We start from the raw sequence: 16,980 nt of genomic DNA on the forward strand, positions 1-16,980 counted from the left end.
GTTAACGTGCTCCCTTCACTGCTGCGGCAAGTACGGCTTGGCGCGCTTTTTTCGGATGATTAAGTTTGTGCTCACGAATCATTTCAATAAAGCGGTCGAACAAGTAGGAATTATCTTCCGGTCCTGGTGCTGCTTCTGGATGATATTGAACAGTAAATACCGGATATTTCTTATGTTTTAATCCTTCAATGGATTTATCATTGTTATTGATATGTGTAACAACCAAGTCCGTTCCTTTAATTGACTCCTCGTTTACGGTATATCCATGGTTCTGAGATGTGATATAGCAGCGACCTGTTTCTAGATCTTTGACCGGATGGTTACCTCCGCGGTGACCAAATTTTAGTCTCTCTGTATCCGCACCGGCTGCCAGTGCAAACAGTTGGTGTCCAAGACAGATACCGAAGATTGGATATTCACCCATCAATTCGGAAATCATATCTACTGCATAAGGAACATCTTTCGGGTCCCCAGGACCGTTGGACAGCTGAATGCCGTCTGGATTCAGTTTCCGAATTTCATCCGCTGTTGTGTCATGTGGCACGACCACAATGTCACAGCCACGTTTATTCAGTTCGCGCAGGATCCCTGTTTTTGCACCATAGTCTACTACTACGATCCGCTCTCCCGTACCTGGGCTGCTGTATACGTGTTTGGTTGAAGTCAGAGGAACCTGATTGCGCAGTTCATCGATCGTCGTGTCTTTCATCATTTCCAGAAGTTCTTCAACCGGCTTCGAACCTGTTGTCAAAATCCCTTTCATTGTTCCATGATGACGAATACGGCGCGTCAACATCCGTGTATCGATATCGCTGATTCCTACAATGCCATACTCCTTCAAAAGATCATCAACACTGCATTCTGCACGCCAGTTACTTGGTACTGGTTCGTGGCGGCGAGTGACAAAGCCATGTACATAAGGACGAATGGATTCAAAATCATCACGTGTGATCCCGTAGTTTCCGATCAGCGGATAAGTCATCGTTACGATTTGTCCGCAGTAAGAAGGATCAGACAGCACCTCTTGGTAGCCTGTGATACCTGTATTAAAAACGACTTCACCCGTTGTTTCTCCTTCTGCCCCGAAAGCTCTTCCGGTGAACAAAGTGCCGTCTTCTAGTAACAATCTTGCTTGTGCCTGCATCCAATTTCACTCCTTAATGTTGTCTTGCCTCAATTTTGGTTTTATCAATAAGACTCTATATAAAAGTTCAATAACCCATTGTTAGTTGTAATCTCTATTTGCTTAGCTTAATGTTGGATCAGAATATACCTTTTTTCCGTCTACAAAAGTCATTACAGGCCAGCCAGTAAGTTCCCATCCCGTAAACGGTGTATTACGTCCTTTTGTAGCAAACTCGGCCGGGTCAACAGCGCGCTTAGTATCCAGGTCAATTACCGTGATATCCGCTGGTGCTCCTTCTTCCAGACGTCCCGTATCCAGGCGGAACACCCGAGCCGGTTCAGTCGTCATTTTTTCTATCAGGAAGGAAAGACTCCATTTTCCTGTTGCCACAAACTTTGTATAGAGCAGTGGAAATGCGGTTTCAAATCCAACGATACCGAATGGTGCAAGCTCCATTCCTTTTGCTTTTTCTTCTTCGCTATGCGGTGCGTGATCTGTAACAATGATATCGATTGTTCCGTCCTCAAGCCCTTCGATACATGCTTCTACATCACGGCGTGAACGAAGCGGAGGATTCATTTTCCAGTTCGCATCCAGACCCGGAATGTCTTCATCTGCGAGAATCAGATGGTGAGGACAAACCTCAGCTGTTACTTTGATTCCAATCTTTTTAGCCTCACGGATGAGTCGAACCGATTGTTCTGTACTCACATGGCAGACATGATAATGTACGCCCGTTGCTTCAGCCAGTAAGATATCACGTCCAACGTGGATGGCTTCTGACTCATTTGGGATCCCTTTCAGATCATGTTTCTCTGCAAAAGCGCCTTCTGCTACGCAAGCGCCTTCCACCAAGGAATTGTCTTCACAGTGAGCAATCACAGGCATATCCATCGCTGCCGCTTTCTTCATTGCATCTTTCATCATTTGTGCGCTTTGTACACCAACACCGTCGTCGGTAAATCCAATCGCACCCGCTGCTTTAAGTGCATCAAAATCCGTCAGCTCACGACCAAGTTCATTTATCGTAATCGCTGCATAAGGAAGTACTTTGGCAAGACCTGCTTCTTTCGCTTTATTAAGTACAAGCTCTACTGTCTCCGGATCGTCCGTTACCGGTCTTGTATTTGGCATACAAGCAATCGTTGTAAATCCACCTTTTGCAGCAGAACGGCTGCCGGACTCAATGGTTTCTTTATGTTCAAATCCTGGTTCTCTCAAATGTACGTGCATATCAATCAGACCTGGGACCACTAATTTACCTTTTACATCAATCTCTTCTATGTTCACATCGCTAGGGTTCGTTCCTTCTTCTACAAATACTGAGAAACCCGCGTTCACATCGTGTATACTTAGAATTTCACCTTCGGAAATGAGAATGTTCTTTTGTTCGAGTGCCCCTGCTTTATTCAATACACTTGCATTTTTAATCATTTGTAACATCTATATATCCTCCGCTCCGGTACCGTTTTATCGTAATAACGGTCATTATGTTTAAATTGTATGTTTTGACTGCTGCAAGGGTTATCAAATGCCTATATTTTTTTATCTTTTTTTACTATAGAATCAAAGCTCTTTCCATAACTGCCATGCGGATTGGAACCCCATTCGACATTTGAGGGAAAATTCGGGATGCTGGACTTTCTACAACCGCATCATCAATCTCTACATTCCGGTTAACCGGAGCAGGATGCATGATGATCGTTTTTGGACTCAGTTTAGCAGCTCGCTCTTCCGTGAGTCCGTATTTCTCGCGGTATTCATCCGCTTTCATATCAATTCCTTTGTCATGACGCTCTAACTGGACACGCAGCATCATCACAACGTCAGCCTTTAAGGCTTCATCAAGAGTGATATAAGGAGCAAGCGCCGCAAGCTCAGGAGCTTGCATACTATCTGGTGCGCAGAAACTCACTTTTGCTCCGAATTTTTGCAGTGCGTATAGATTCGAACGCGCCACTCTGCTATGTTTGATGTCCCCAATAATAGATACGTTCAAGCCGCGAAGCTCGCCGAAGGTTTGTCGCATCGTGTAGAGATCAAGAAGTGCTTGTGTTGGATGTTCATTATTTCCGTCCCCTGCATTAATAAGAGGTACTTTCACCTTCTCAGCAAGCACTTGGAGCATACCATGCGGTTTTAAGCGAATCACACCCGCATCGATTCCCATAGATTCGAGTGTACGTACCGTATCGTAGATCGATTCACCTTTTTCGACGCTTGACGCTGCAGCCGCAAAGTTCAGCACTTCAGCTCCCAGTCTTTTCTCAGCCATTTCGAATGAAAAACGAGTTCGTGTGCTGTTCTCAAAAAACATGTTAGCTACGAATTTAGAAGCTAGAATGGGATTCAGCTTCTCAGCCTGTGCATCGAAGTAGGCCGCCCGGTTCAGAATGGATTCGATTTCACTTGCACTTAGATCTTTTAGACCGAGCAAACTACGTTCTTTCATACTTTTCGCTGTTACCGTCATCCTTCTTCCCTCCGGTTCTGAATGGTGACTTGATCTACGCCGTCAACTTCTTTCAGAGCTACATCGATGAGTTCCGAACGAGAGGAAGGTATGTTTTTACCGATAAAATCGGGCCTTACAGGAAGCTCCCGGTGACCTCGATCTGCCAGTACAGCAAGCTGTATCATTTGCGGACGTCCACTATCCATTAGTGCGTCCATTGCCGCTCTTATAGTTCGGCCTGTGTATAATACATCATCAAACAAAATTACTTTTTTATTGTGAGTTACTTCTTTTAACTGCTTTTGAATTGCTTCGTTTTTCTTGCTACCCTCTGTATTCCGATCATCCCGATAAGGAGTAACATCCAGATCGATACAAGGAACTTTCTTTCCTTCAATCTCTTCGATCTTCGCTGCAATTCGTTCAGCGAGGTAAACTCCTCTGGTCCGAATTCCAACAAGAATGCAATCATCAATTCCTTTGTTCTTTTCTAAAATTTCATGTGCAATCCGTGTTAGTGCTCTGCGGATTCCAATCTCATCCATAATGACATGTGCTTCATTACTCATGTGCTTTACGAACCTCCTCTGGATTTCCCTTTTTACCAGTGGTCCCGTGAAGAGATAAAAAAAAGACTCCCTGCCGTAAAATCATGGCAAGGAGTCTTATAACCGCGGCAGGCGTACGCCGGGTTATTAAGCTCTACATGGACATCCGACACAAAAGCCGCAGCTTCGCACGGGTCCAATCACGTTACCTTGCCAGTCTCACGGGACTGATTTAAAGGTGCTATTCATGTATTTGTCTGAATGTTAATCTCTCAGGATTAATCTAATTTCAAACAAATCTTCATTGACATGAATTATGACAGATAGCTTATCCTCTGTCAACACCTGGATAAATAAAGGGTTTTTCAGCACAATCATTTATACACTATACACCTGTCATTATGCATCTGAACTGCTCTTATTTTTATAATTATACGATATTTATGTATAAATATCCACATTTTTTATCCATTTCAATAAAAAAGAACCTGACAACTTCAGGTCCTGATCTCCGTATTTATATTCTGTTCATATATTGTAGGTTCCTAATTTAATTAGTGATCGTCCTTCGCCAATCTTTTAAAGAGAATTGTAATTCCAGTAAACCCCAAGACCATAATCAACGCAACCAGTGCAATAAACGCCATTAGTAACGTCCTCCTCTTTATTTTATAGCCTTATTGTAGCTTGAATTTTTTCCTTTTACCGTCCTAACCTTGACAATATTGTGAAATGTATCACATGAACTTGTTTACCATTAACCCACTTTCTATAACCTGTTAAAAAAGAAAAAGGACATAACCTAATAGGTTACATCCTTTTCGCTAACCGAATCCATAAAATGAATATTAAAACTCAAACTCTACGTCGCTTAAGCGGCGTTTGATTTCTTCAATCACACGTCTTTCCTCAGCTTCGCCTTTGGCTTCAAAGGTAACGGAGAAACGAACAAAATTACCTGCATCATCCCAAGGTACAGTGGAGATTAACTTCTCGCGGATTAGGAATTGAGAGAAGTCTTCCCCTGATTCGAAACGACGTCCGCCCTTGATCCCTTTTGGAGCTTCCACATATAAGAAGAAAGAACCTTTAGGCTTCTCTGCTCTAAATCCAAGTTCGTTAAGAGCTTCAACCAGCATGTCGTGACGACGAGAATATTTCTCTGCAATCTTTTCTGTGATTTCTGGATGGGACAATCCATACGCTGCTGCTTTTTGAATCGCAATAAACTGACCTGAATCATTGTTATCCTTTACATCGCTGAATGCTTTTACAATAAGAGGGTTACCGGCAACAAAGCCAATACGCCATCCTGTCATGTTGTAGGATTTGGACAGGGAGTGAAGCTCAACACCCACATCCTTCGCACCGGGTACGGATAAGAAACTCAGCGGCTTCAGACCATCATACGTAAGCGCAGCATAAGGAGCATCATGGACAACGATAACGTTATACTTCTTAGCCCATTCTACAACCTCAGTAAAAAACTCCGTAGTTGCACTTGCCCCTGTTGGGTTATTCGGATAATTCAAGTACAGCAACTTCGCTCGGTGCGCAATTTCCTCTGGAATGGATGATAAATCCGGCAAGAAGTTATTTTCTTTCGTGAGCTGTACGTTGTACACTTCTCCACCTAGATATTTGGTGTGTGTTCCGAGAACAGGATACCCAGGTACAGTAAGGATCGCAACATCCCCTGGATTAATGAATACAGATGGTATCATAGCTAGCGCTGGTTTGGAGCCGATGGAATGTACCACTTCGGATACAGGATCAATCCCTTCTACCCCAAACACTTGCTCTAAGTATTTAGCAGCCGCTTCCTTAAATTCAGGAATTCCATTATCCGCGTAACCACGGTTTTCCACCTTTGCAGCTTCTTCCGCAAGCCTCGCAACAATCCCTGCGTCTGCCATCTCATCTGGTTCACCTACTCCAAGGTCAATGAGTTCGATATTTGGGAAGTCCTTTTTTGCTGCTTGTTTTGCCCGTTTTATTTTTTCGAATTTATAAATGTTAGTGTCTTTACCATAGTTTGCACCGCCGATTCGATCAGCAAAACTTGTTTGAATGAAAGTTTCTTGATATTTATTAGTACTCATATCGCGTATCTTCATCTCCTTGTGTAACGAATATCTCCATGTATAAATATGAAGGATCTTGTTCGTTAAAACCATGGACTATACATCCGATCATTTGCACTACATCTTATGTCTAACATACGCTCATAACACTATATACCCAATGTTACACGTTTTAAGCTTTTCATCTAGTTTGCACGAAAGCACCATTATTTATGAATGAAGCACAAAAAAAGAGGGTCACTTAAAGCGACCCTCTTTTTGAGCTGACTTAACCTTCAATGTAAAAATCAACTATCTGCTTCGCAAAGAAGCAAGCACATCTTCCATATCTTGCGGCAATGGAGCTGTAAATTCCATCTGTTCCCCTGTATCCGGGTGTACAAACCCAAGCGTTTGCGCATGAAGTGCTTGTCCATTCATTTTTATCCCTTTATTCCGACCATACATCGGATCACCAACCAGAGGATGACCTATAAACTTCATGTGTACTCTGATCTGATGTGTACGGCCTGTCTCCAGCTTCAATTCAAGCAGTGTATAGTCGCCAAGACGTTCTAATACCGTAAAATGTGTTATTGCTTCTTTGCTATTGCGATCTGTTACAGTAAACATTTTACGGTCACTTGTGTCTCGACCAATCGGAGCATCCACGGTTCCCTGATCATGCTGCACATGACCGTGTACCAGCGCGATATAACGGCGATTCACACTATGCTCTTTCAGCTGAGCAGCAAGTGAGGCATGCGCCTTATCATTCTTAGCAGCCATGAGGAGACCGGATGTATCTTTATCAATGCGGTGAACAATTCCGGGGCGAAGTTCGCCGTTAATACCGGACAAATCTTTACAATGATACATAAGTGCATTCACCAAAGTTCCAGAAGTATGGCCAGGCGCCGGGTGTACGACCAGTCCTCTTTGTTTGTTTACTACAATAACGCTCGCATCTTCATATACCACATGTAGCGGAATATTTTCAGGAATGATTTCTACTGCCATCGGCTCTGGAACGATAACCGTAATACGGTCTCCTTCACCGAGCTTATAGTTCGATTTTACTTTTGCGCCATTTACGGTAACATGACCGTCTGCAATCCACAATTGAACCTGAGAACGGGAAATGTCATCCATGCTTTCCGTAATATATTTATCAATTCGTTCCTTTGCATAATCAGCAGTGACGGTCCACTCCTGGATGTCTTGAGCCGATTCTTGTTCGGACCGATCTATCATCTTTATTCAATCCCTTCTTGTTGACCTTCACGTTGCTTCTCTCTTCTCGTTTCAAGTAGTGTGTCCAAGATGATAAGGGCCACACCTACTACAATTGCAGAATCCGCAACGTTAAAGATCGGAAACGTATAGCTTCCAAAATTAAATTTAAAGAAATCAACGACTTCACCCATTAGCAGGCGATCCAAAAAGTTACCAATAGCTCCAGCAAGAACTAGTGATAAAGCCAGTGGGAGCAATTTATCAGGCTGTGATTTAATTTTTTGGATATACCAAACGAGTGCGATTACCACAATAATGGTTACTACAATAAAAAACCAGCGCTGATCTTGGAGAATACCGAATGCCGCTCCCCGGTTACGGTGAGAAGTAATATAGAAAAAGTCTCCGATCACCGAAATTTCTTGGCCCAAATCCATATTGGTTTTGACGAGCCATTTAGTTCCTTGATCCACCAGAAAAATAATCAATGCAATAACGTAATAGATCACCGTGTTTTTGTCACTCCGTTCTTGTCTTTTACCATTCGATGGGTAATGCCTTATTTATTGTAGCACACCCGCTGGAACAGCGTCTATTTGAAGTAATAGAGAGAGTTCACTCCCGATTATGCAAAATACACCTTCTCTAAAACCTTTGCTTTTTGAGCACTCTATACAGACACCAAGACAGTGCAATTGGATTACTACACAAGTCAGTAACATGTAAAGGAGCATTCATGCCCATGACGCATCTTAGCAAGCAAGAAATGGAAGGTTTGCACAAGCAGCTTCTTGAGCGAAAACAAGATATTGAACACCGGGACAAAACCAATGATCACTATGGTCTTAGTGGTTCTATGCGTTATGAAGTAGGAGAACTTTCGACGATTGATAATCATCCAGGCGATGTAGGTACTGAAATGTTCGAACGAGCAAAAGACATTTCCTTAAACGAACATGATGAATTCATGCTTGAACGCATTGATTCTGCCTTAGCCCTTATGGAGAAAGGAGATTATGGTGTATGCGCCGTCTGTAATCAACCGATTCCTTATGAACGGCTAGAAGCTGTACCCTATACCACCTATTGTAGAGAACATGCCCCAGAAACCGTGGTTTCTAATGATCGCCCGGTGGAAGAAGAGTTCCTTACCCCACCATTTGGCAGAACAAGTCTAGATGAAAAGGATACCCAGAATGGTTTTGACGGCGAAGATGCCTGGCAAATTGTTGAGAGCTGGGGAAACTCCAATACGCCCGCTCTTGCTGAAAGCAATAACGTTGATGATTACAATGCGATGTATATTGAAGCATCCGAAGAAATTGATGGATGCGTAGAAGCTTACGAAAGCTTTCTCGCAACCGATATCTACGGTGAAAATGTTTATGTTTTACGAAACAACCAGTATCGCAAATACCTCGAAGATGATGAGGGGATGAACATCCTTGCACCTGATGTCCTTCCAGATGATGAATAAGTAAGCTTTTACCGATTATATTACAACGTATCAAGTTCTAATTGTCTTTGAACAATACGTACGATATCTGCAATGTAGTCTCCAATAATGGGTAGATTTAACGCTCCTAGCATCTGAAGGAGATATATGATCGTTGCTGCAAAAAAGGTAAAGCCAATCGCTATTCCGACTCCTCTTGCTGTACCTGAAAGAATATTAAGCCAAATCAGTCGCGCCGGCCGATACAAAAGCTGTGTATAATCAGCAATCCGTGACTTCTCAAGGCTCAAAGCTAATTTACGTAACAACCCGTGCATTTCATCAATTTGCTCTTCAAGTTCTTTTATGTCATCTGTAGCTTTCTGATTTGTGGTCATCGCTAATGGTCTTATCCTTTCCTTTATAGGATTAAAAAAGCGGAAACGAGCCAGGGGAAAATATATTTTCCCTCAGGCTCGTTTTTACATATTGTTCTTTATGCTATTATATCCGCTTTAAAACCGAATTAGCCTCTACCTTGTAATTATGTTACGAGATTTTAACACCAATCGTTTTAGAACCTGCTTCTACTTTTTCCATATCCTCTGCAGTACCAAAGGAAATATCCGTGACGAGTACATTTTCACGAAGTACATCTTCAAATGCTTCAATCGCCGCTTTCAACTCATCATCAACGTCAAGCATCAGATTTACTCGTTTTTCAATCGGAAGATCCAGTTTCTTTCTTGTATCCTGAACGGCACGAACAACTTCGCGAACCAAACCTTCTTGCTCAAGTTCTGGTGTGATTTCCGTGTTCAGTGCAACCGTCAGACCGTAACCAGATGCTGCCGCAAATCCTTCTTTTGCTTTTTTCTCAATGAGAAGCTCCTCACTAGTAACATGAAGTTCCGTTCCTTCTGGTGAGACAATGTTGAATTCTCCAGATTCTACAACCGAACGAGTTTCATCAGCCGTCATGCCTTTGAAATGGTTTTGCAGGAAGCCTACATTTTTACCGTATTTTTTACCTGCTACTTTCAGATTCAGTTTCAATGAGAAATCAACAAAACCGCTGTCGCTTGTTTCTACTTCAATTGTTTTTACATTGATCTCTTCTTTAATGATCTCTTCATATCCTGGCAGATCGAAATCTTGGTGTAGAGATACAATCAGAGCTGACAATGGCTGGCGTGTTTTGATTCCAGTCTCATTACGAACGTTTCGCGCAAGCTCAACAATATTACGTGCTGTCTCCATATCTTGCTCAAGCTTTTCGTCAATGAGAGATTCATTGGCAACCGGATAATCAGCCAAATGAACGCTGCCTTCACCGCCAAGGTTACCGTATACATCTTCAGCCAACATTGGTGTAAATGGAGCCATTACTTTGGACAAAGTGAGCAGCACTTCTGTCAGCGTACCATAAGCAGCGAGTTTATCTTCGCTTAGACCACTTCCCCAGAAACGATCACGAGAACGGCGGATATACCAGTTACTCAGCTCATCAACGAATACTTCGATCGATTTTGCCGCATTCAGGAAATCATTCACTTCAAGTCCTTTACGAACTTTAGCGATGAGAGAGTTCAGACGTGATAGCACCCAACGATCCAGCTTGTTCTCAGAACTATTAAACGGATGCTCTTTTGGATCATAACCATCAATATCTGCATACAGCGCAAGGAACGCATGTGTATTTACGATCGTATCGATCACTTTCGATTTTGCTTCGCCTACGATTCCTTTAGAGAAACGTTTACTGTTCCATGGCGCACTGTCTGCAAGGAGAGCCCAGCGGAATGCATCTGTACCATATTCATTGATGATCTCCCATGGATCAATTACATTCCCTTTGGATTTGGACATTTTTTGTCCGTTCTCATCTAGGATATGACCTGTTGCCATGACGGCTTTGTAAGGCGCTTTGCCTGTAAATAAAGTAGATACCGCCAGCAAGCTGTAGAACCAGCCTCGTGTCTGGTCAATCCCTTCACAGATCATGTCCGCAGGATATTGCTGTTCAAAAGTTTCTTTATTCTCAAAAGGATAGTGATGCTGTGCAAATGGCATGGAACCACTGTCAAACCATACATCAATCACTTCAGAAGTTCTTTCCATTACCCCGTTCTCACAGTGTGTACAGTGGACTTTCACTTCATCTACATACGGCTTATGAAGTTCCAGATCCTCACTTACTTCACCTACCGCATGTTTACGAAGTTCTTCATGGCTATGCGGTGAAAATTGTCCGCCGCAGTCCTGACACACCCATACGTTCAGCGGAGTACCCCAGTAGCGGTTACGGCTGATATTCCAGTCAACAAGATCTTCAAGAAACTTACCAAAACGTCCTTCACGAACATGACCTGGATACCATTCAACGGTATTATTATTAGCAATCAGCTGATCTTTCACAGCCGTAGTTTCGATGAACCAACTGTCCATTGCATAATAGAGAAGCGGAGATTTACAACGCCAGCAGAACGGATAGCTATGCTCGATTTTTTCTTTGCTGTAAAGCGTACCTTGTTCGGACAAGTACTTCACGATATCAAGGTCACAATCTTTTACAAAACGTCCTGCAAAATCAGTAACTTCCTCTGTATACTTCCCTTCGGAATTTACTACACTTACAAAGCTGATTCCATTCTCACGGCAGGTTTTGTAGTCATCTTCCCCGTGAGCAGGAGCCATATGAACGATACCTGTACCGCTTGCATCCGTTACAAAGCTTGCTCCAACCACAATGTTTGCTTTTTCTGCTTTGATATAAGTAAACGGCGGTGTATAAGTAAGACCCACCAGCTCCGAACCTTTCAACGTTGAAAGAACTTCATAATCACCTTTCATCACTTTTTCCACCAAGTTTTTCGCCACGATGTATGTGCCGTCTTCTTGTTTCACTCGTGCATATTCCATGTCTGGGTTTACAGCAAGTGCCACGTGAGAAGGAAGCGTCCAAGGTGTTGTCGTCCAAGCCAAGATATATTCATCACGATCATTAAGTTTGAATTTAGCTGTTGCACTAAGATCCTTAACGTCCTCATACCCTTGTGCTACTTCATGAGAACTAAGTGTTGTCTGACAGCAAGGGCAGTATGGACTAACGCGATGTCCGCGATAAAGCAGTCCTTTATCATGGATCGTTGCAAGAATATTCCACACACTTTCGATGTATTTGTTATCAAGTGTAACGTATGGATGATCCAAATCCGTCCAATAACCGATCGCTTCCGTTAGTTCTCGCCATTTGTGCTCGTACTCAAACACACTGTCTTTACACTTCTTGATAAAAGCTTCTACGCCGTAATTCTCGATTTCATGTTTACCGTTGATGCCGAGCTGTTTCTCTACACCAAGCTCTACCGGTAGGCCGTGGGTATCCCATCCTGCTTTACGAACAACACGGTAGCCGTTCATCGTTTGATAGCGTCCTACAAAATCTTTAATAACGCGGCCTAGTACGTGCCCGATATGCGGAGCACCGTTCGCTGTAGGAGGTCCTTCATATAGAACGTAGTTAGGCTTACCTTCACGATTCTCAATTGATTTTTTAAAGGTATCTTCTGCATTCCATTTACTGAGGATTCGCTGCTCGCGAGCGCGAGCTTTTTCTTTGACATCGACTCGTTTCATCTTCAAACTCCCTTTCTTGTATGGCGCATTACTATATTTAGAAAATAAAAAAAGCCTCATCCCCAAAAGGGACGAGACTGTTCTCGCGTTACCACCCTAGTTCCATCTCTAGACTGCCCGCTCTAATCATTCGATGATTATCACGGTCAACACATAGAGACAGCGCTCTAATCCTTATGAAGCTTCCATAAGGAGCCGATATAACGTTCGGCTTACGGTATCAGCTTATTCGCATCAGCAATACAACAGTTGTATGCAGATCCTTTCGGCTTCACTTCTCCGGGAGGATATTCGGTCATGACCTGTTCATTGGCTTGCACCGACCGCCAACTCTCTGAGAACAATCTTCATAACGTACTGATTCCCATCATCAAAATCGAATATGAAATTCATATAAGAATATTTATAGCCTCTTTTATAAAAAAAGTCAACAAGATCAATAGCCTGCTAAAGGTTCATGATCCGCTCATCTCTATATCATATCCAAATAAATAAATATTAATAAATTTCTTTCATTTCACGTTCACGCTCACGAACCTCAAATTCTCGGTTCTCCAGCGCTTCCCATCCATCCTGTGTCAACAATTCAAGCTGTGCTTCCACAAGTGTACGGAAACGTGCTCGATAGATCGAAGCCTGTTTCTTCAGCTCTTCTACTTCCATCGAAATCTTGCGAGACTTCGACAGAGCTTCGTTTATGATGCGGTCTGCATTCTTCTCCGCTTCTTTCACGATCAGCTGCGCTTCTTTCTTCGAATTATTCTTCACTTCATCTGCAGCTTCTTGAGCGACGATAATGGTCTTACTTAGCGTCTCCTCAATGTTTGAAAAATGATCCAGCCTCTCCTGCACGGACAGCAGCTGGTTATTAAGTTCCTTATTCTCGCGGATAACAGCCTCATAATCTTTGATGACTTGATCCAGGAATTCGTTAACCTCATCCTCATCATACCCACGAATTCTGCGAGAGAACTCTTTATTATGTATGTCCAGCGGTGTAAGCGGCATACTGTCCACCTCCTATAATATTAACCTCCGAAGAAGGAGATTTATGAAACAAAAAAAATAATGGTGAACCTTCTGCAGTCTTAAAAGAGCAGAAGACTTACGAAATAATGTAATATTCACCACCTGTATATCAACATGTAGTTTATATCGGCAAATTCATACGTTGTCGTAATGCCTAGACCTATACCTTTTCGACAAGAAGAGCAGAATTCCTGCAACATACTTAGACAAATTTGCCGACTTTAACTCGAAAACGGCCTTTTTTAGTAACCCCATCTATTTCTAGTAATTTAAATCGTCCTAGTCCTTGAACAGAGACTACGTCTCCTGCCCGAAGAGCTTTAGACGGATCTTCTACTACTCGGAAGTTCACTTTACAGCGACCCGCCTTGATGGGTGTAAGAATTTTGCTGCGACTGAGCCTGTACACATCACTAGCAATCCCGTCCAGACGCAAAGAAGCTACCGTCAGATCCATCATCTGAAGTGATACATCACTCGTCCGAAGCTGATCTATCGGCAGAATATCTGTAAATACATTCATACGATGAACCTGATGCAGATGTATCGATAAATAATCCGCAACTTCTTTGGCTACTACCGTATGACAACCATCATCAAGTACATGAATGTCTCCAATCTTACCCCTTTTCAGGCCAAGACTCAAGAGTGCACCCATATAATCCCCGTGATCGAGCTGTAGTAATTTTTGGTCAGCTGAGGTAATGGACAGCACAGCTAGCTCCATGCTCTCGTCTTCTAAATAAGCATAATCCGGTGCTACCAGTGCACGTTTACGCTCAGCAGATTCTGAACCCCCATCCAGATGGATCTGCACATCATTCCGGCGATTCATAATGGATTCCAAAATATAAGCCTGGCGAGGATCGAGAAAGTCCGTCAGCTTCATCTCATGAAACTGTCCCGCACGTTCGACCCACTCCCAGGCTTTGTCTACAAAATCCCGTTCATCGGGGTGAAAATGATCGTAAACTTCTGTTTTCATTTCAAGATCACCCTGCTTTGCATATTCATACTTACTGCTTACCCTAATGACATTAGTATAATCTACGTAAATAGGTTAGTAAGAATCGCGACGAGTCCAGTTGCTGCATAACGTAGAGCAATAATCGCAATGATTGGAGAAATATCAATCATACCGAAGATCGGCGGGATAAAACGCCGGAAAGGAGCAAGATATGGCTCTACAACTTTGCCAATAATTTCTCCGAATTTACTCTCACGCGCATTAGGCAACCAAGACATTAAGATATAAATAATAATCAGCCAGTAGTAAATTTCTACTAAAGCTCCGATTGCTTGAACTACAATCTCCAAAAACAATTCACCTCATTCTGCCGTAATCTGCTTCGCTCTCACTTTCAGCCAAAATCTCCGCAATCGTTCCTTGAATTTCCACCGTATCTGGTGTGCATAAGAAAATATTACCGCCTATTTTGGAAATGCCTCCACCCAGTGCATATACCGTTCCGCTTAAGAAATCGATAATCCGCAGTGCTTGATCCTTACGGACACGCTGAAGATTGATCACAACGGTGCGATGAGCACGAATATGATCCGCAATTTCTTGAGCTTCATCATAACTGCGTGGTTCATAGAGAACGACTTTTACATTTTTTTGGGAATGGATACTCACCACATTATTTCCCTTCTGATTTCTACGTTTATCGAAGTTCGGGGTTTCAACTTCTTGTTCCTGGTCATCATTACGTGTATTATTTACTTGTTCGCGCTCAATAATCTCTTCTTCTTCTTGCAAACCAAAAAAATTCATGAATTTATTCATTACACTCATCTCCTTAGTCCTCCTCTTTTCCTACAAGAACACTTCCCAGTCTTACCCAGGTAGCCCCTTCTTCAACAGCAACTTCATAATCATTAGACATTCCCATCGACAAATGGGTCAGCGGCTGATTCGTTAAAGCTTGTCTGTTCAAATCATCCCTGAGTTCACGAAGTCCGCGAAATACAGGGCGAGTACGTTCTGCATCTTCCTCAAAAGGAGCCATTGTCATTAGTCCGGTAATATGAACATGAGGAAATTCACGAATTTGCTTGAGTAAAGGTACGACTTCTTCCGGCTGAAGACCATATTTTGATTCTTCTCCAGATATATTCACCTGAAGCATGCACTCCACTTGGATTTCGCTTTGTCCTGCCTTTTTCTCAATCTCTTTTGCAAGAGATAGACGGTCAAGTGAATGAATGTATGCGAATTTGCCAATGACATCTTTAACCTTATTGGTCTGCAAATGACCTATGAAATGCCATATTCCTCGATCGTGCAGTGCATTCCATTTGTCTTCCGCGTTTTGCCAGCGATTCTCACCAATATGTATAAGTCCGTGATCCAGCACTTTACTTGTCATCGCAGTCGATACATATTTAGTGACGGCAATTACACCGACCTCATCTCTATTTCGTCCGCTTCGTTTGCATGCGGCCGTTATACGCTCATCAACATGCTGAATTCTCTCCTCTAATTGCAAGGAGGTCACCTCTCTTCCAGTCCGATCCAGCTTGCCATACGACCCGTAATCCCGTTTTCCTTACGATAACTGAAGAACAATTCAGGATGGCAGCTTGTACACCATGAAGTAATTTCGATATGTTCCGGCAATATTCCTGCTTTTATCATAATGTGTCGATTCACTTCTTTCAAGTCAAGCATACTTTTCCCACCTGAAACCGGTTTATGGCAAGCTTCATAAGATAAGCCTTTATGTTTGTCATTACCCTCTGAAACCTCATACCAAACCTTCACTTGGTTCATCACATAGTCGTCTACCTCATAGCAGCAGCTCCCTATAGACGGGCCAATTGCTGTCCTAATATCTTGACGTTCACACCCATAATACTCTTCCATTCGTGTAATCATTCGCTCTGCAATCCCGGCAACGGTGCCTTTCCAACCCGCATGAGCAAGTCCAACGACTTCTTTCACCGGATCGAAGAAATACAAAGGTACACAATCTGCATAAAAGGAAGTTAACAGAATACCTCTTACATTGGTAAGTAGTCCGTCCGTTTCCTGAAAAGCAGATTCGCGATCTAGGAAACCTCTGCCCTTATCTCGCTCGGTAACAATGGCAACCTCATTCTTATGCACTTGTTCTCCGCAAGTCCATGATTCTGGCTTCATACCGATTTCCTTAGCGATCCGCGTTCGGTTCTCGATAACATCTTGCGGATGATCTCCCACATGAAAAGCACAATTCAAACTGCTGTAAGGTGCTTTCCCTACTCCACCCAAACGGCTTGTATAACCAACTTTGAGTCCTGGATCTGCCTCATAGCTTTTCCAAGGTTCTATTTCAAACAACCTCGGGTTCCCAGCTGCGGAGTGGTTCAAGCTGGGAGAACCTGAGGATGCTGTTTTTTTGAATACAAACGGCTCCATGAAAGTAAAATTCACCTCATCTTTTTTTACAGTGTAACAAAAATACGGC

General features: G+C 42.8%; 16 protein-coding genes and 1 other annotated feature. Of the genes, 1 reads left to right on the top strand and 15 read right to left on the bottom strand.

Annotated features, from left to right (window positions below):
- Position 1: 1 nt before the first annotated feature.
- From carA to lspA, 7 genes are all read right to left on the bottom strand, one after another.
- On the bottom strand, positions 2–1,144 hold the full coding sequence (carA, locus tag ACWPWY_RS12960) for a glutamine-hydrolyzing carbamoyl-phosphate synthase small subunit (protein ID WP_454192059.1): 1,143 nt from the start codon (positions 1,142–1,144) through the stop codon (positions 2–4).
- A gap of 102 nt (positions 1,145–1,246) precedes the next feature.
- Positions 1,247–2,569 (bottom strand): dihydroorotase, encoded by a 1,323-nt coding sequence (locus ACWPWY_RS12965; RefSeq protein WP_454192060.1) that lies wholly within the window; start codon positions 2,567–2,569, stop codon positions 1,247–1,249.
- 115 nt (positions 2,570–2,684) lie between these two features.
- Positions 2,685–3,599, bottom strand: coding sequence for an aspartate carbamoyltransferase catalytic subunit (locus ACWPWY_RS12970; RefSeq protein ID WP_454192061.1), 915 nt, complete (start codon positions 3,597–3,599; stop codon positions 2,685–2,687).
- Positions 3,596–4,150 carry a bifunctional pyr operon transcriptional regulator/uracil phosphoribosyltransferase PyrR gene (pyrR, locus tag ACWPWY_RS12975; RefSeq protein WP_454192062.1) on the bottom strand — a complete coding sequence of 185 codons (555 nt, stop codon included), beginning with the start codon at positions 4,148–4,150 and terminating at the stop codon, positions 3,596–3,598. The genes ACWPWY_RS12970 and pyrR overlap by 4 nt, the downstream gene beginning before the upstream one ends.
- 827 nt (positions 4,151–4,977) lie before the next feature.
- A complete protein-coding gene (locus ACWPWY_RS12980) occupies positions 4,978–6,231 on the bottom strand; it encodes an LL-diaminopimelate aminotransferase (RefSeq protein ID WP_454192063.1) in 1,254 nt (417 codons plus the stop codon).
- 273 nt (positions 6,232–6,504) lie between these two features.
- The gene (locus ACWPWY_RS12985) at positions 6,505–7,446 is read right to left on the bottom strand and encodes an RluA family pseudouridine synthase (RefSeq protein WP_454192064.1); all 942 of its coding nucleotides are present in this window, start codon (positions 7,444–7,446) and stop codon (positions 6,505–6,507) included.
- A 2-nt stretch (positions 7,447–7,448) separates the two neighbouring features.
- Positions 7,449–7,937: a signal peptidase II gene (gene lspA, locus ACWPWY_RS12990; RefSeq protein WP_454192065.1), complete on the bottom strand. Its 489-nt coding sequence runs from the start codon at positions 7,935–7,937 to the stop codon at positions 7,449–7,451.
- 233 nt (positions 7,938–8,170) lie between these two features.
- Between lspA and ACWPWY_RS12995 the strand changes: the two genes are divergently transcribed.
- A complete protein-coding gene (locus tag ACWPWY_RS12995; protein WP_454192066.1) occupies positions 8,171–8,905 on the top strand; it encodes a TraR/DksA C4-type zinc finger protein in 735 nt (244 codons plus the stop codon).
- A gap of 20 nt (positions 8,906–8,925) precedes the next feature.
- On the opposite strand, the gene ACWPWY_RS13000 is transcribed toward ACWPWY_RS12995, so the two are convergent.
- The 8 genes from ACWPWY_RS13000 to pgeF form a co-directional block, all read right to left on the bottom strand.
- Positions 8,926–9,201 (bottom strand): DUF5665 domain-containing protein, encoded by a 276-nt coding sequence (locus ACWPWY_RS13000; RefSeq protein WP_454192881.1) that lies wholly within the window; start codon positions 9,199–9,201, stop codon positions 8,926–8,928.
- A gap of 211 nt (positions 9,202–9,412) precedes the next feature.
- Positions 9,413–12,502: an isoleucine--tRNA ligase gene (gene ileS, locus ACWPWY_RS13005; protein WP_454192067.1), complete on the bottom strand. Its 3,090-nt coding sequence runs from the start codon at positions 12,500–12,502 to the stop codon at positions 9,413–9,415.
- A 64-nt stretch (positions 12,503–12,566) separates the two neighbouring features.
- Positions 12,567–12,882: a binding site (T-box leader), on the bottom strand.
- Between the two features lie 118 nt (positions 12,883–13,000).
- A complete protein-coding gene (locus ACWPWY_RS13010; RefSeq protein WP_454192068.1) occupies positions 13,001–13,510 on the bottom strand; it encodes a DivIVA domain-containing protein in 510 nt (169 codons plus the stop codon).
- Positions 13,511–13,733: 223 nt separating this feature from the next.
- Positions 13,734–14,516 carry a YlmH family RNA-binding protein gene (locus ACWPWY_RS13015; protein WP_454192069.1) on the bottom strand — a complete coding sequence of 261 codons (783 nt, stop codon included), beginning with the start codon at positions 14,514–14,516 and terminating at the stop codon, positions 13,734–13,736.
- 62 nt (positions 14,517–14,578) lie between these two features.
- On the bottom strand, positions 14,579–14,848 hold the full coding sequence (locus tag ACWPWY_RS13020) for a YggT family protein (RefSeq protein WP_454192070.1): 270 nt from the start codon (positions 14,846–14,848) through the stop codon (positions 14,579–14,581).
- Positions 14,849–14,855: 7 nt separating this feature from the next.
- A complete protein-coding gene (locus ACWPWY_RS13025) occupies positions 14,856–15,326 on the bottom strand; it encodes a cell division protein SepF (protein ID WP_454192071.1) in 471 nt (156 codons plus the stop codon).
- Positions 15,327–15,330: 4 nt separating this feature from the next.
- Entirely contained in the window at positions 15,331–16,020 is a 690-nt protein-coding gene (locus tag ACWPWY_RS13030; protein WP_454192072.1) for a YggS family pyridoxal phosphate-dependent enzyme, read from the bottom strand.
- 5 nt (positions 16,021–16,025) lie between these two features.
- Positions 16,026–16,931, bottom strand: a complete 906-nt coding sequence (gene pgeF, locus ACWPWY_RS13035; protein ID WP_454192073.1) for a peptidoglycan editing factor PgeF — start codon at positions 16,929–16,931, stop codon at positions 16,026–16,028.
- Positions 16,932–16,980 lie beyond the last annotated feature (49 nt).

This window comes from Paenibacillus sp. Marseille-Q7038, assembly GCF_965111595.1.

Coding starts and splice junctions, on each gene's coding strand:
- carA (WP_454192059.1), bottom strand. CDS start 1,144: ATGCAGGCACAAGCAAGATTGTTACTAGAAGACGGCACTTTGTTCACC.
- ACWPWY_RS12965 (WP_454192060.1), bottom strand. CDS start 2,569: ATGTTACAAATGATTAAAAATGCAAGTGTATTGAATAAAGCAGGGGCA.
- ACWPWY_RS12970 (WP_454192061.1), bottom strand. CDS start 3,599: ATGACGGTAACAGCGAAAAGTATGAAAGAACGTAGTTTGCTCGGTCTA.
- pyrR (WP_454192062.1), bottom strand. CDS start 4,150: ATGAGTAATGAAGCACATGTCATTATGGATGAGATTGGAATCCGCAGA.
- ACWPWY_RS12980 (WP_454192063.1), bottom strand. CDS start 6,231: ATGAGTACTAATAAATATCAAGAAACTTTCATTCAAACAAGTTTTGCT.
- ACWPWY_RS12985 (WP_454192064.1), bottom strand. CDS start 7,446: ATGATAGATCGGTCCGAACAAGAATCGGCTCAAGACATCCAGGAGTGG.
- ACWPWY_RS12995 (WP_454192066.1), top strand. CDS start 8,171: ATGACGCATCTTAGCAAGCAAGAAATGGAAGGTTTGCACAAGCAGCTT.
- ACWPWY_RS13000 (WP_454192881.1), bottom strand. CDS start 9,201: ATGCACGGGTTGTTACGTAAATTAGCTTTGAGCCTTGAGAAGTCACGG.
- ileS (WP_454192067.1), bottom strand. CDS start 12,502: ATGAAACGAGTCGATGTCAAAGAAAAAGCTCGCGCTCGCGAGCAGCGA.
- ACWPWY_RS13010 (WP_454192068.1), bottom strand. CDS start 13,510: ATGCCGCTTACACCGCTGGACATACATAATAAAGAGTTCTCTCGCAGA.
- ACWPWY_RS13015 (WP_454192069.1), bottom strand. CDS start 14,516: ATGAAAACAGAAGTTTACGATCATTTTCACCCCGATGAACGGGATTTT.
- ACWPWY_RS13025 (WP_454192071.1), bottom strand. CDS start 15,326: ATGAGTGTAATGAATAAATTCATGAATTTTTTTGGTTTGCAAGAAGAA.
- pgeF (WP_454192073.1), bottom strand. CDS start 16,931: ATGGAGCCGTTTGTATTCAAAAAAACAGCATCCTCAGGTTCTCCCAGC.